Raw genomic sequence first — 15822 nt, 5'->3', positions numbered from 1 at the left:
ACCATAATTTTTAAATTATGGTTTTTTATTATTTAAATATTTATTTTTCAGTAAATTACAATAGGAAATAGAACTATTTTGTTAAATTGAATAAAAAATATATCCTTGTCGATAATTAATAAATAGATAAGGGAGGATAAGTTATGGAGTTAAATGAGTATAACTACATTAGTAAATGTATAAGTTGTAATGGAACAGGTAGAATAAGGTGTGATTGTGGTATTGAAAATAGACCTAATAAAAAGTGTTTAACTTGTGAAGGAGAGGGAAGTTTTTCATGCCCTATTTGTGATGGAGAGGGTAAATTTTAATATAGAGAAACCTAATAGTTTAGAAAACTTTTTTATTTTATATAACAAAAAAAGTAATAAATAATAATATATATTATATTGATAAATAAGGGGGAGAGATGAATATAAATATAAGAAAAACTTTAAAGAAAGTAATAATAACTAAGGTTGCTAACATAAAAGGAAATACAAATGAAGAAATAGTATATTTAGTCGGTAATGTAGAAGATTCAGGAAAGAACGCTTGTTATAAAGACATGGAGATAATTATTTCTGATGGGAATAACGGAGAAAACTCTATCATTGATTTAAAAGGCATAGAAGGATATAATCCTAGAATTATTATTGAAAAATATAATTTTAATAACCAAAATGAGATACTATTTAGTATAGAAAATAAAAATGAAGAAGGTATTACTGCTTTAATATATACTTTAGATAGAAATAAGTTTATTAAAATCTTTGATAGTAATGAATATAATAAAGATAAATTTAAAGTTGTGTATAGTGATAGGTATATAGTTAATTTAATTAATAATAAAAAGAATGAAGAATATAGAATTGATATTAGATATAAAGAAAAAAAGTATATTGATGAAAAATATAATGAAAATGGAGATCTGAAAAAAATATTAATTGGGGATATTTTATCAGTACATGATATAGCTTCAGTTAAAAACAAAAATGAAGAAATATTCGATTTATTGATAAAGCAAAGAATAATAGGAGAGAACATTAATGATATTTTAGGTGAGATAATAACTGTATTAAGGTTTGAGGATATGAAGTTTGAAGAAGTAGATACTATTGTATCTATTTTAAGTAGTAAGGTTTATAATAAAAGTATTAGAGAAAATAGAACTAAAGATGAGGCAATAGATTTTTCAAATATCGATTTTATAGAATCAGAGTATAAGGCAAATTTAAGAATTGAACAAGTGTTAGAAAAAGAGTTTTTATTAAATCCTAATAATGATAAGTTAAGATATTTATATAACAGAATTAAATTAAAAAATTCTAATAAATATCAAATATTAGTTTATTTAGAAGGGCCTAAATTTTGCACAGAAAATGGTGGAACTTTAGTAGTGATAGAAGAGAAAAATAATAGTTATATTATTACATCAAGAATAAGGAATGTTATAAATCCTATAATTGTATCAGAGAATATTAGTAATGGATACAAAGATTTAATAGTAAAGGTAATGAATAGAGGGAAAGAAGAGTTAAGAGTATTAAAGTATAATGGCAATTCATATCCTATAAATCCTCTAAAAGAAGAAAAACTTAAAAAGAATAGTAAAGTAAGGGGAGTATCTGTTATTTCTGATGATTTATTTTATAGACAAGGAATAGAATATTAAAAAATGTAATGTCTATAAGAAGTTTAGAATGCTATGATGATTAAGAGAAAAATGGACATCCCCAATTTCTAATTGGGGATTAATAATATCTCAATTTATTTTAATTCAACAGCACTATTCAAATCTACTTTAAAGGCTTCTCCTTCGGACATTATAATATGTCCTGATGAATAAGGCTTTCCATCTAAATTTATTATAACATTTTCTACATTGAAATAGCTTCCAAATGTATTACATATAGCAGTAAGTGTGCTTGATTCTGCGCCTGCGCCTAAGTTTTGTGCTTCTACAAAGTTAGATGAAAAATCAAGTGTTACTAAAGAATTTTCATTATCAACAGTACATGAATTTAATGTTACTTCACTAGATAAAGCAGGTGGAATATCACTATTAGGTGATTTTTTCAATTCATCAATTAGAGAATCAGCTATTTTATCTGATTCAACTTCAATAGTAGTATTTATGTAAACAACTTTATCAGATACACCATCATAATAATAAACTTTTACATTTTCTTCTTTACTTTGATCAGTATCTTTATTTACCTCGTTATTTTCTACTTCTTCTTTAGAGCTCGTACTATTATCACTTATAGTAGAATTACTATTTTCTTCATTAGTAATACTATTAGTATTACAAGAAATTAATGAGAATGGAATAGATAACGAAAGTAGTATTGCAATTAGTTTCTTTTTCATATAAGATTCCTCCAATCTTAATATCCTTAGGATAATAATATTATGTTAAGTAAATTATATCATAATAAAAATACTCTTACAAATTAACTAATTTATTTTAAATATCTAGATTATTATTTACAGTTATATTTGAAAAAAATATATAAATATCATATAATATAAAACATCGGCTTAAACATAGTTTATAAAAGTTTAGATACCATAAAGAAAAAGGAGAAAATAAGTAATGCAAAAAACAACTGGAGTAAATAACGAAAGATATTTAGAAATTATAAGTATTATTGAAGAGGTTTGTAAAAATAATTTAGGTGAAGAATACTTGTTTCTTGCAGAAAACTTATGTAAAGAAATATTTAAATTAGAAAACTCTAACTTAAGTAAAGGTAAAGTTAATTCTTGGGCATGCGGAATTGTACATGCATTAGGATTGAAAAATGGTTTATTTACAAATAAATCTACTATTGATATTAAGGCTTCAGATTTTTATAAATTATTTAATGTAAGTAGTAGTACAGGACTTTCAAAATCTAAAGAAGTAAGAAATATGATAAATATTGAAGATGATAAGTGGTTATTATCTTTAAATAATAAAGATAATAATGTAGCAGAGGATGAAGTTGCTATTGATATTGAAGCGGAAGTTAAAATAGAAGAAAAAATTGAAGCTTCAGTTGAACTTACAATTGAAGAAGATGAAAATTTAATTGAAGCTAATAAGGTTGCTAATGATGCTTGGAGTCAAAAGAACTTTAAGCAAAAAGTAAAGTTGGCTAAGGAAGCATTAAAAATTAGTGAAAAATGTGCAGAAGCTTATATTATATTATCTTACGATAACTCCTTAAATGTTGATGGACAAAAGAGATTAGCTAAAAAAGCTGTTGAAGTATCTAAAGAAGTTATCGGAGAAGAAAACATAGATAAGTTTATAGGAAAGTATTTAGATTTAGAAATAACAAAACCCTATTATAGTGCAAAATATAGACTAGGAAATTTATTATGGAGTATTAATGAAAGAAGAGCGGCTATAGATGAATTTAAGGATTTAATAAGATTATGTCCTGAAGATAGACTATTAATAAGAGGAACTTTACTTTCTTGGCTAATTTCTGAAGGATTGGATGAAGAGGTTGAAGAAGTTTTATCAATGTATAAAGATGATTATTTAGCATCAACTAAGTTTTCAAAAGCACTTTACTTATTTAAATTAGGTAAATTAAATGAAGCAGAAAGAGCTTTAAGAATTGCTAATGCTTCAAATCCTTTTGTTGTAGATTATATAACCAAGCAAAAAAAAGTTCCAAAAATTCAACCAGAATTAAAGAGCTTAGGTTCAGAGGAAGATGCAATTTATTATATTAAAAACTCAGAGCTTGCTTGGAATTCAGTAGACGGATCTAGAATTTGGGTAAAAGAATTAAGAGATAAGCTTTAATACTCTAAGGGGAAGTGTCTAACTTAATGTAAATTAGACACTTCTTTTTAAATTTCATAATTATATAAATTAACTAAATTTATTAGTAGCTTACTATAGCCTTCATATGAAGAAATAATAGATGGAAGATTATCTTCATCAGATAAATATTTTATATATCTTGTTTCATTATTAAAATATAATGAAAGAATCCTTTTATAATAGTTAGAATTTAGACCTTTATAAACTTTATCTAGAATATCACTGTTAGGAATAAAGGACCTATCTAATAGTTTTTTATATATAAAGTAGTATAATAAAGATAAAGATGTCTTTTCAATTTGTCTATAATCATATTTTTTAATATTATCAAAATCATTTTCTAGACTAGATAAAAATTCGAAAGTTGATGGATGTAATAGTAATAAATCTTTATTTAAATAACTAAGAAGTGAGTTTGTGTAAAAGGATATGTTATTTAAAAAATTCCATAAGTCATTTACATCAAAGAGATCTAAATTTATATTTTCAGCTATTTTTATATGCATATCTGTAAGTATTCTTTTACTTTCATTTGAAACAATTCCATTTCCACATATGGTAGCACTTCTAGCAACATCAAATGCAATTCGTTTATCTTCTTTAGATCCAATAGCATATTTACCATCACTATTGAAAAAATTAAGGGTAGATAAAGAAAAATGAATTAATGAAATTAAAGCTAAATAAGAATATTCGATTTTATTAACTCCAATAGAAAATAAGATAATAAAAACAATAAAATCAAAAATTGGTCCAACCCAGAAAAATATTCTAAGCTTTTTTATTAAAATATTATATTCAAGCTTAGAGGATACTTTTATTGAATTAAAGTGTATTTTACTAGTTACGAAGTTATCTTTAAATGTTACTATTTTTATATTAACTTTAGAATCTTTTTTATATAAATTTAAAGGAAATAAATAAAAACTTGAAGCTTTAAATCCTAGTATTAATGATGTTATATAATGTACTATTTCATGAGAAAATAAAATAAGATATTCAATTAGAATAATTTTAAAAGTAGTTAGTATAAAATTCAAAAACATCATTCCTAAATAGTAATCTTAATTATTAATATACTTTTATTACTAGAAAAAGTGATTAATTTTAATAAATATATTAGCTTTATGAATTTATTTTTATGTTATAATAAATAAGCAGTTTTTATTATTAAGGAGAAAAATATGAATATACAAATATTTGGCAGAAAAAAATGCTTTGATACTAAAAAAGCAGAGAGATATTTTAAAGAAAGAAAAATAAGTTTTCAATTTATAGATATAGATATAAAAGGCCTAAGTAAAGGTGAATTAAATTCTATTAAAAAGAATATTCCTATAAGTGACCTTATTAATGAAAAATCAAAGGAATTCAAAAGCTTAAATTTAGATAAAATAAGAAGTACTGAAATGAAAGAAGAGATTTTACTTAAAAATCCTAAGTTATTTAAATCACCTCTTGTGAGAAATGGAAGTTCAGCTACTTTGGGATATAAGAAAGAAATTTGGGATAAATGGGAATAAGATTTTAAGGTGAGACAAATGATTAGGATTAAAATACAAAAAGGAAAAAATAATAATCCAATATTTAAGATTAATATAAAGGACGAGGACTTAAATAAATGTATATTTTTAAGAAGAGCCTTATTAGAAGGAAAAGTTATTAAAGGCAACTTCAATTATGAAATTCCTTTAAGATATTTGGTTCCAATAGTTAATAATATAGATAAAGATTATTTATCTATAGATAGGCATAGTCAATTAGAATTTTTAGAGTTTTATGATGAATTTGAAGAAAAATATTATGCTAGTTTTACTGCTACTCCTAAATTTATGAGAATATGGAGACAGGAAAGATGTCCTAATATTTTTAAGATAAGAATCAATCCTGAAACATTATCGTTATCTAAAGAAATTGCATTTAAAAAAGTTAATTTAAAATTTGAATCTATATTATAAAAAGAATCAAAGCTAATAGCCTTGATTCTTTTTATAATTAATGAAGGAGATGAATTTATATGGATTAGCATTAAAGCTAATAGCTAGTATAAATATATGTAACTTATATAATAAGTGTTACATAAAATCAATTTTTGTGTTTTCATAAAGTTAAATAAAAATTAATTATATAATAAGGTTATAATTTAGAATTTGGAGTTTATTATATGGAAAAGATATATTTATTGTATAAGTAGTTTTAAAACAATAAATAAAGGGAATATCTTTAGTAAAGAATGCAGATTTTAGAGATAATTTTTCTAATAACTTAGTAAAGGATATAGATCACTTTATAATTAAAAGAAATAGTAATGTACTTAAAACTATTTTAGCAGGATATCTATTATTTACTGACTAGGGAAGAATAAATAGTGAATTTTTATATATTTATGCTATAATAAATATGTAAAAGGTAGAGATAAAGGGTATGAAAAAGTATATTATGAGTTGATTTGCAGTATCAAAAAGATAGAAATAAATGACAAATAACGGATTACAATGAATTTATTTTAGCATTTTAATGTAAGAGAAATATATTTCATAAAAATGAATATTTCTATAGAGTTAAGGAAATAAAGGGGATTTCCAAGGCGTAAAAGAGCTTCTTAAGGTTTTGGCATATTTAATGCTATTAAAATTAGTGAAACTTTAAAAGCTCTTTTAGTTTATATTAATTTAAAACATATAGCTATGTGAAAAAATCAAAGTTAAAAGATTGATCATGTGGTATGAAGGATAGGATTATTATAAAAAATGAATGGAATAATATTAAATTAATAAATTATAGTAATTAGATTATTAATTATCAAAATAACAATAATATCAATTCTTTTAAGGTGTCGAAAAAGTTGACATCTTTTTTTGTGCTGAAACATTACATTTATGACTATTATGAAATGCTAATATAATATACTTTATAGTTATAATTAAAAATAATTAGAAAACACTACAATTTATTACAAAAAAATGTCGAAATTATTAAGGATATGAATAAAAAATATTGAAAAATATTGCGAAATTATGGTATATTTTTAAAAGTAAAAATTATAAATCTGTTAGGTTGATATGAAAATAGATTTTTTAGCTTCATTTGTTAGCTATCTATAATAAACTTGTATATTATACGAGATTGATAACTAGATTATCTGATATTCATTTTGTTTATTGGGTGCTCTCTCTTTTTTAGAGTTAATTTATTTTTAGAAAAGTTAGTATATTTTCTAAAAATAAGAGAAGAAATGTTAATGTAACTTAACAGAATGAAAGAATATAAAGGAGGTTAAAATATGAATAGAAGAAAAATATCAGCTATGGTAGCAGCAGCTTTAATAACGAGCCAAGTACAAAACATAGCATTTGCAGAAACTATAATTACTAATAAAGAAGTAGAGATTGTAAATGAAATCGTTTCTGAAAATGTAACTGAAGAAAATAGTGAAGAAATACCAGTATCTTCAGAAAATAATAATGAAGGAAACCAAATTGTAGAAACACAAGTTGTTGATGAAGACTTATCTTTAGAAGAAAATATATCAAATGATGAAAAATTAGAAGTAAATAATACTTCTAATGAAGAAGTACAATCAACTGAAGAGTATACTTTAACAGGAAAATTAGAATTAGATTTAAATTTTGCGACACCTATAAAGATTGCTAATTCAGATAAAACTAATATAACAGTAAAACTAAAAGGTTCATCAGGAGAAATTGGAACAGTTAATTTAGGAAATGACACAACTAAAGGAACAATTGGTGATGCAACTTATTCATTAGAAGCTTTAGATTCAAAAAGAGTAACATTAAAAGATGATGCGACTGAATTAAGTTTTTATCATTTAACATTTGAAAAACTTCCTGTTGGAGTTTATACTATTGAAATATCTGGAAGTGGATATGTTTCTACAACAGTATCTAATATAGAGATTCAAAATACATCTAAAAGAGTTTTACTTGGAACATCAGATAATGTAATAGTATTAGATGATAAAGGAACAGAAGATACTTCAGATGATGTGAAAGAAGAATATTTAGGAGCATTTTTAGTAGGAGACATAGATGGAAATAAATCTGTAAATAAAGATGACTATGAAGCCTTAAAGTCTGCTATAAAGAATGGCTCTACAGATTCTAAATATGACCTAAATAGAGATGGAAAAGTAGATATAACTGATTTAACTTATGTTCATCAAAATATGAATAAATCTCAAGCAGAAGCTATAATAGAAGATACTGATATGATATTAAATCCAGAAAATATTAATGTAACATTAAATGAAAATATATCAGTAAGTAATGGTGATATTAAGGATATTTTAAAAGATACAGATTCTGTAGTAACATTAGAATCCAAAGCAGAAATAAGCGAAGATAACCCAATAGAAATACCAATGGATTTATCTGGTTTAACAAGAAGTACAAATACTATTGAATCTATAAATATCCAAGCTCCAAGTGAAAATTCACCATCAAGTGGAAAAATAGTTATACCTGGAGCTGGTGAAGGTGGAAAAGATTTAGAAGTTAAATTTGATGAATCTAACATAACTAAATCGGCATCAAGAACAGCAGATGGACAAGCTATGGATACAATAAAGATAGATTTAGGTAAGCAAGTAGCCGTAAGTAAGATTACTATAAAAATTACTGGAAGTAGATCTAATAAGAATTTAGCAGAGATAGCTAAGGTTGAGTTTTTAAATAATGTTTATAAAGAAATGCCAAAACCAAAAATGAATATTCCTGTTATAAGTAATTTTACTAGTTCAACTGCTGTTGGAAATGAAGCTATGACTATAGGTTGGGAACATGAAACGAATGTAACAGGTTATGAAATAAAGGTTGAGAATTTAAGTAATAATACAGTTAGTACATACAAGACTAGTGAAAATTCTCTAAAAATAGAAAAGGTATCTCCATATGGAATTTATAGAATTAGCATTCAATCATTGTCAGGTGATTGGAAGAGTGGATATAAGGATGAGCAAACAGGATATAGCGCAACTGCAACAGGAGATACTAACTTAACTAATAATTCAAATGATAAAGATGGAAAGCCTGATAATGTTGATTCAGATTATAATCCAATGGCTTGGGATTCTGGTTCAGGAAAATTAAGTGGAAGTGCAGATGGAGAAAATGGAAGTAGCTTTGGTAAAGATTCAATAATAGAAGTTCAAGTGATACCAGAAACAGCACCAGAAGGACCAGAGGGAATTAAAGTAAAAGGTGGATATAAACAACTTACAGTTTCATGGAAAGCACATGCAAAAGCAAAGGATTATGAATTATATTATAGAAAAGCTGGAACTAAAGAGTGGTTAAAGGCAAATGATAATGGCGAAAAATATGTTGATTCTAACTTAGAAGATAATATTCCAACAGGAGTTTCGAATTTAGCACCAGGTGTTACTGATAAATTAGATTTTATAAGAGCAACATCATACACAATAACAGGATTAGATGATACAACTAGTTATGAAATTATGATGACAGCAACTAATCATCACGGAACAGGTGGATTATCACAGGTTTATATAGGTTCTACTACTACATTAGTTCCGCCAATAACAACTAATTATAATCTTATAAATAGCCCAAATGATATAACAAAACATATAGAAAAAGTAGAGTATCTGGGTAAAATAGATAATGATTATTTCATAGATAATGAGTTATCAGTTGTAGATAATGATTATTCTACAGCATGGACTTGGAAAAATTGGGATACATCTATTTATGGTAAGAATGGTCCAATAGTGACATTTGATAAAGAATATAAAATTGATACTATAAGGTTAATAACAAGATTAGATATATCATCTTGGCCATATGAGGCTAATATAGGATTCTTAAATGAAGAAACTGGAGAATGGGAATATAAAAATGCTAAAATAAGTTTAAGCAATAAGGATAAGGTGGTAACATTAAAATTATCTGAACCTATAACAGCTAAAAAAATACAAGCTAATATATCAGTATATCCGGGATCAGGATCAGGGAAAGTAAGTATTTCTGAAATGAAGTTTTATGAGTATGATAGTTTAGAAAATGATGTGGATAATTTATTTGCAGATGATTTAAAACTATCTTTAAAGGATGATGTAAATCAAGAAATGATAGATGAGCTTACAAAGAGAGCAAAAACTATTGATCCAATAAATCTTGAATATCATCCAAATCAGGAAGAGATATTGAAAAATCTACAAAGAGCTCAAGATTTATTAAATGATTTATTATTAAATGATAATATAATAACTTTAGATTCAACAATACATAATTTAGCTCCTCAAAATACAATAGGACAAACTAATAATTATCAAGCTCTTGGAGTAGCAGTAAAACCAGGAGATAAGGTTACTATATATATAGGTAGCCAAAATAGAAAAGATACAAAGTTTGATTTAGTATTAACTCAATTTAATGCTGAAAGTGGAACAGCTTATAAGGTAATAAATGAGTTGAGTATTGGAAAGAATGAAATAGAAATTCCTGAAACTGGTTTTGATATGAACTATGAAAAAGGTGGAAATCTATATATAGGTCTTAAGAGTGGTTTCGCAGATAGTAACACATTTAAAGTAAGAATAAGTGGAGGAACAGAAATACCACACTTAAATGTTAATAATATTATAGATGATGAATCTAAAGAGGCTGAAGTTAAAGAAAAAATAAAAACTTATATTAGAGAATTAAGAACTTATGTAAATTCTTTACCTAATAGATATCCATCTAGTGCGACTATAGAAGATAATGTAAATAACATTTACACATATGATCCACAAACTTCAATACTAAATGCAACAGATATAGAAGGAGAGAGAATTACCCTTTCTCTTGCAGCTGATCAAGTACTTAATGGAATACAAAGTGGATTATCAGGAGATGAAGATGCTCAAGTAGATAGACTTTATAATACATTACTTGCATGGGAACAATTAATGAAGATCTCTTATGCACAACAAGGTTTACTTGAAAAGGCAATAGATTTTGATGGAGATGGAAAAATAACAGATACGAAGTTAGATGTTCTTGGCGGAAAGAGTGAAAATCAATATTACAATGAAAATAGAGCACCTAAAAATCGTATTAATATTAAATATCAAAGAATGTTTACAGGTGCATTTATGTATGCATCATCTCATCATGTTGGGATAGGATATGGTTCTATTGCTGGAACTATGTCAGGGGTTCCATTTGAGCTTGATTCAAATGGTAATATAATAAATTCATCAAATGGACAGTTATTTGGATGGGGGATATCTCACGAAATTGGACACGTCCATGATAGGCCAGGTTTAACATATGCTGAAACAACTAATAATATTTTAGCACTTATAACTCAAACATTTAATGATATAAATGAATCTAGATTAGAAGGCTCAGGATATAAGAAAGTTTATGATAAGGTAACTTCTAATAGTGTAGGATTAGCAAGTGATGGTCTTGCTAGATTGGGAATGTTCTGGCAATTACATTTAGCTTACGATAATGATTATACTTATAAGATGTTAGATATTAATACAGATAATAATTTAGAAAATGATACATTCTATGCTAAATTATATAGATCTACTAGAATAAATGGAACAGCTTCTTCAGAAGCAGGATATGATTCAACAGCTCAAACATTTATAATGAGAGCTTCAGATGCTGCAGGAAAAGATTTAAGAGAATTCTTTGAAAAATGGGGATTAGTTGCTAGTCCTAAGACAAATGAATATTTAAATTCTAAGTCATATCCAAAGGAAGACAAGGCTATTTACTATCTAAATGATGAAGCAAGAAGGCTTAGATTAGCTGCTGGAAGTAATACAAGTGCTATAACTATGGTGACTGATACTAAAGTAAATGCAAGTTTTGGTTTAGATTCAACAGGTAAACAAATAACTGATAGAAGCTATTTAAATCAAAAAGAAGTTCCTTTAACATTAAGTGTAAGTAAGGATTCAGATAAAATTTTAGGCTATGAAATAATAAGAAAAGAATCAACATCTTCAGGAAGTAAAGAAGTTGTAGTTGGATTTGTTGAAAGAGACAAAGATGGTGAAAATGGATTAACAAATTATGTAGATGAAATAGATACTGTTAATAATAGAACATTTGAATATAAGGTTAAAGCTTACGACTATAACTTAAATGTAACAGAAGAAACTACAATTGGAACTGTAAAAGTAAATCATGACGGAAGCATAGCTAAGAGCAACTGGATCTTTGATACAAACACAAGAAGCTCAGAAGATATTTCAGATGAGAATTCAGGACATGGACAAGTTCAAGATGGAAGTATTAAAAAGATAAATGATAATGATGCTTCAACTATATATACAGCTTCAAAGGCAACTGATAACAATGGTAATGTGGTATCAGGAGATCCATATGTAACTATAGATTTAGGAGATTCTAAATCAGTTATAGGCTTAAAATACAACCCAGGACAAGCTGAGACTAAGAAGTTCTCATTAAAGAATTTCTTTAATAGAAGTTCAGAAACTACATATTCACCAATAAATAAATATGAAGTTTATATAAGTAAGGATGGAAAGTCTTGGACTAAGGCTCATTCAGGAACTTTTGATACAAGTAAAGAAAATACAATTTACTTTAATGAATCAGGAAGTAGTTTAAATACTCAATTATGGTCATATGATGCACAATATGTTAAATTGGTAGCTAAAGGAGCTACGGCTATTTCTATAGCGGAGCTTGATATATTAGGACCAACAGGAGATAACATAGAAATAGGTATAGATAATGGAGATAAAATCTATAAAAATGGAGTAGGTAGATTAAAATCAGATTATACTTATGCAGATGGGCAAGTTATACCAGCAGGTTCAATAATAGTTACTGGTGAGTATAAAGGAGATCCTGCATTTAATGTACCATTAGTATTAAATGAAAATGATGATAACTTTGCAAAAGAAGCAAATGCTATTTTACTAGCTGAATTACCAGAAGACTCAGAGCTTGGAGAAGTTGCAAAAGGAACTTGGTTATATTGGATAACTCCAGACCAACAAAAAGAAGGTAATATAGAAGGTACTAAGATAAAGGCTGAACTTTATAGATATAATAAATTAGATTCTACAGGAGCACCAGTAGGTCAAAGATTAGTAAGTGATACATTCTTATATGATTTACCTGAAAACTTAAGTGATTTACCTGAAATAGAATTAAGTTCTTCTAAGGCTAGAACTTTATCAAGTGGCTCTACTAATGTTGTAGAAATAAATAGTGATTTAATTAAAAATACATTTAATAATAGAAGTTAAGTTAAAGGTGTCTATCTCTTTTGAGATAGCACCTATAATTAAGGAAAGGAGAAGTAAATATGAAAAAGAATAAGTTAAAACCATCTTTAAAAGTTGCTCTAGCATCTACAATAGCAGCAACGTCGGCAGCAGCAATAGTATATGCTACGCCTGAAATTATAAAAACAGTTGCAGCTGAAGGTAGTACAGATAAAATTATATTAGATGTAAAAAGTATTAATGAAGATACAGTAAAAGTTTCTTTAGATAATATAGAAGATATACCAAAGGCACTTCAATTTAGTATAAAACTTGATGGAGTAGTTTTAAAAGAGGAAAATGGTAATCCTATAAAAGATTTAATAAATAAGGATAAATCAGATAAAATATTAACGGATTATTCTTATAATAAAGATACAAATACAATAGATGTTTTAATAACATCAGAAGAAGCTCTACCTAAAAACGGAAATAAGGTAGAAGTTTTTGAATTAGATATAGAAAAAGATCCTAATAATACTAATAGAACATATAGTATTACTGATAAAGATGGTACAGAATATAAATATGTAAGTAATACTAACAAAGAGTATGTAATGGGTGTAGAAGTAGCTAATAATGACTTATCAATAAATACAGCACCAACAATAACGAAAAAGAATAATGATTATATACAAATTAATGTTGGTGGAAAAGTTTCATTAACGAAGGAAGAATTAAATAATTATATAGAAGCTACTGATATTGATGGAGATGACATAACTTTTGAAGTTAAAGATGCAGATGATAAAGTTATAACAGATTTTACTTCAACTACTGCTGGTATATATGACTTATATGTAACAGCTAAAGATAGTTTTGGAGCAGAGTCTGAAACTTTAAATTTACAAGTTAAAGTCAATGAAGTGGAAAAAGGTCCAACAATAACAAGAAATGATAAAGAACTTGAAGATATTACTATAAATGCAGGTGAAGTATTTAATTTAATGGATGGAATAAAGGCCGTAGATGCTGTTGGAACTTCTTTAGATGTCAAAGTTAAGTCAGATAAAGAGCTTAACTTGGATCCAGCAGTAGATACTATATATAATATAACTTATATTGCAACAGATAGTATTGGTAGAACAACAGAAAAAACTATTAAATTAACAGTAAAAGCAAACAAAGCTCCAATAATAACTGGAGTTAAAGATTATACTTTGACAGTTGGTGATGAATTCGATCCCAAAGCTGGCGTTGAAGTATCGGATGAAGATGATGATATAGAATTAGTTGTTGAAAGCAATGTAAATACAAAAATAGCTGGTGTATATAAAGTTATATATAGTGCGACAGATAGTGGAAATAAAACAACAAGAGCTCAAAGCATAGTTGTTGTAAATCCAAAAATAGAACAAATTAACAGCGTTCCAGTAATAAATGCAAATGATGTAGTAATACAATTAGGAGAAGATTTTAATCCATTAAATGGAGTAACTGCAACAGATGCTGAAGATGGTCCTATAAGTAATATAGATGTTGTAAGAAATGAAGTTAATAATAATGTAGCAGGAAAATATGAAGTTACATATAGCGCAACAGATAGTAAAGGAGCAAGTACTACAAAGACAATAACTGTAATAGTAAATGATCCTCCAAAAATAAATGCAGAAGATAAGATTATAAAATTAGGAGAAGAATTTGATCCATTAAGTGGCGTTAGCGCAAGTGATAAAGAAGATATAAATATAACTGATATAAAGGTTACAGAAAATACGGTTGATGTAACTAAAGAAGGAACGTATAAAGTTACATATAGTATAGTAGATAGTCTTGGAGGAAAGGCTACAAAGACAATAACTGTAACAGTTAAAAAGCATGTTGTATTAGCAGAAAGTATAACTATAAATAATAAAATTGATAGTTTATATATAGGAAGTAGTAAGACTTTAACAGCAACTGTAGACGAAAAAGCTGAATTAAAAGATATAGAGTGGTCAACAAGTGATGAAAATATAGCATCAATAGAAGCTATAGGAAATGATATTAAGATAATTGCTAAAAATGAAGGACAAGTAACTATAACAGCTAAAACTAAGGATGGAAGTAATAAATCTGATAGTGTAACTATAGATATACTTAATTATGAAGATAATGTTACAGACTTCATAAAAGATGTTATAAATACAAATGTAGTTATTCCTGTATCTGGAAGTGGTCAATCTGATTCACCAGTAGAAATGGAAGTCCAAAATGTAACAGTAGAGGACTTTAATAAATTCTTAGCAGATATTAAAGAGTTAAATCCAGTATTACTTGAAAAATATGATGATGGAGATTTTGTGGTTTATAAAATAAAACTTGAGAATAACTCTATAATGTCTAGATTTATTAGATTATTTAAGGAATCAACTAACAAAGAAGGATATATAACCTTAAAGATAGCTAAGAATTTAGATAATAATGAATCTATGATAATTAGCTTAGATAAAATTTTAAAAGCAGAAGAAAATCCAGGACAAGATAATAACCAAAATGGAAATGGAGATACAAACACTCCAGGACAAGATAATAACCAAAATGGAAATGAAGATACAAATACTCCAGGAGAAAATAACTCCGAAGATGTATTTATTCCAGGGGAAAATAATTCTGAAAATGAATTACAAGAAAATAATAGTAGTAAATTACCTATAACTGGACAAGAAAGTATTTTAGGATACTTAGCTTTAGTAGCAGTAGCTATAGGTGGAATACTATATAAAAAGAAGAAATAATATTATAAAAGAAG

The 15822-nt window shown here is 26.5% G+C and carries 9 protein-coding genes; 7 read left to right on the top strand and 2 right to left on the bottom strand.

All coding sequences use genetic code 11. The features are described from left to right. Positions 1-143 precede the first annotated feature (143 nt). Both ACQPUY_RS09890 and ACQPUY_RS09885 read left to right on the top strand, forming a co-directional pair. Complete coding sequence (locus ACQPUY_RS09890) at positions 144-311, top strand: hypothetical protein (protein ID WP_430841043.1); 168 nt, start codon at positions 144-146, stop codon at positions 309-311. Positions 312-409: 98 nt separating this feature from the next. Next, the gene (locus ACQPUY_RS09885; protein WP_430841041.1) at positions 410-1654 is read left to right on the top strand and encodes a hypothetical protein; all 1245 of its coding nucleotides are present in this window, start codon (positions 410-412) and stop codon (positions 1652-1654) included. A gap of 95 nt (positions 1655-1749) precedes the next feature. On the opposite strand, the gene ACQPUY_RS09880 is transcribed toward ACQPUY_RS09885, so the two are convergent. After that, complete coding sequence (locus tag ACQPUY_RS09880) at positions 1750-2352, bottom strand: GerMN domain-containing protein (RefSeq protein WP_430841039.1); 603 nt, start codon at positions 2350-2352, stop codon at positions 1750-1752. 226 nt (positions 2353-2578) lie between these two features. Between ACQPUY_RS09880 and ACQPUY_RS09875 the strand changes: the two genes are divergently transcribed. Further along, positions 2579-3784 (top strand): DUF6398 domain-containing protein, encoded by a 1206-nt coding sequence (locus ACQPUY_RS09875; protein ID WP_430841038.1) that lies wholly within the window; start codon positions 2579-2581, stop codon positions 3782-3784. 47 nt (positions 3785-3831) lie between these two features. On the opposite strand, the gene ACQPUY_RS09870 is transcribed toward ACQPUY_RS09875, so the two are convergent. Next, on the bottom strand, positions 3832-4845 hold the full coding sequence (locus ACQPUY_RS09870) for a hypothetical protein (protein WP_430841037.1): 1014 nt from the start codon (positions 4843-4845) through the stop codon (positions 3832-3834). Positions 4846-4989: 144 nt separating this feature from the next. Between ACQPUY_RS09870 and ACQPUY_RS09865 the strand changes: the two genes are divergently transcribed. From ACQPUY_RS09865 to ACQPUY_RS09850, 4 genes are all read left to right on the top strand, one after another. Beyond that, a complete protein-coding gene (locus tag ACQPUY_RS09865) occupies positions 4990-5328 on the top strand; it encodes an arsenate reductase family protein (RefSeq protein ID WP_430841036.1) in 339 nt (112 codons plus the stop codon). Positions 5329-5346: 18 nt separating this feature from the next. Further along, positions 5347-5763 carry a hypothetical protein gene (locus ACQPUY_RS09860; RefSeq protein WP_430841035.1) on the top strand — a complete coding sequence of 139 codons (417 nt, stop codon included), beginning with the start codon at positions 5347-5349 and terminating at the stop codon, positions 5761-5763. A 1325-nt stretch (positions 5764-7088) separates the two neighbouring features. Further along, positions 7089-13073 (top strand): M60 family metallopeptidase, encoded by a 5985-nt coding sequence (locus ACQPUY_RS09855; protein ID WP_430841034.1) that lies wholly within the window; start codon positions 7089-7091, stop codon positions 13071-13073. Positions 13074-13132: 59 nt separating this feature from the next. Further along, entirely contained in the window at positions 13133-15808 is a 2676-nt protein-coding gene (locus ACQPUY_RS09850) for an immunoglobulin-like domain-containing protein (RefSeq protein ID WP_430841033.1), read from the top strand. Positions 15809-15822 lie beyond the last annotated feature (14 nt).

The organism is Clostridium nigeriense (assembly GCF_050585245.1).
Classification (GTDB): domain Bacteria; phylum Bacillota; class Clostridia; order Clostridiales; family Clostridiaceae; genus Clostridium; species Clostridium nigeriense_A.
The sequence above is the reverse complement of the archived record's forward strand: the minus strand, read 5'-3'. Positions and strand labels throughout refer to the sequence as shown.

Coding starts and splice junctions, on each gene's coding strand:
- ACQPUY_RS09855 (WP_430841034.1), top strand. CDS start 7,089: ATGAATAGAAGAAAAATATCAGCTATGGTAGCAGCAGCTTTAATAACG.
- ACQPUY_RS09885 (WP_430841041.1), top strand. CDS start 410: ATGAATATAAATATAAGAAAAACTTTAAAGAAAGTAATAATAACTAAG.
- ACQPUY_RS09875 (WP_430841038.1), top strand. CDS start 2,579: ATGCAAAAAACAACTGGAGTAAATAACGAAAGATATTTAGAAATTATA.
- ACQPUY_RS09860 (WP_430841035.1), top strand. CDS start 5,347: ATGATTAGGATTAAAATACAAAAAGGAAAAAATAATAATCCAATATTT.
- ACQPUY_RS09890 (WP_430841043.1), top strand. CDS start 144: ATGGAGTTAAATGAGTATAACTACATTAGTAAATGTATAAGTTGTAAT.
- ACQPUY_RS09880 (WP_430841039.1), bottom strand. CDS start 2,352: ATGAAAAAGAAACTAATTGCAATACTACTTTCGTTATCTATTCCATTC.
- ACQPUY_RS09850 (WP_430841033.1), top strand. CDS start 13,133: ATGAAAAAGAATAAGTTAAAACCATCTTTAAAAGTTGCTCTAGCATCT.
- ACQPUY_RS09865 (WP_430841036.1), top strand. CDS start 4,990: ATGAATATACAAATATTTGGCAGAAAAAAATGCTTTGATACTAAAAAA.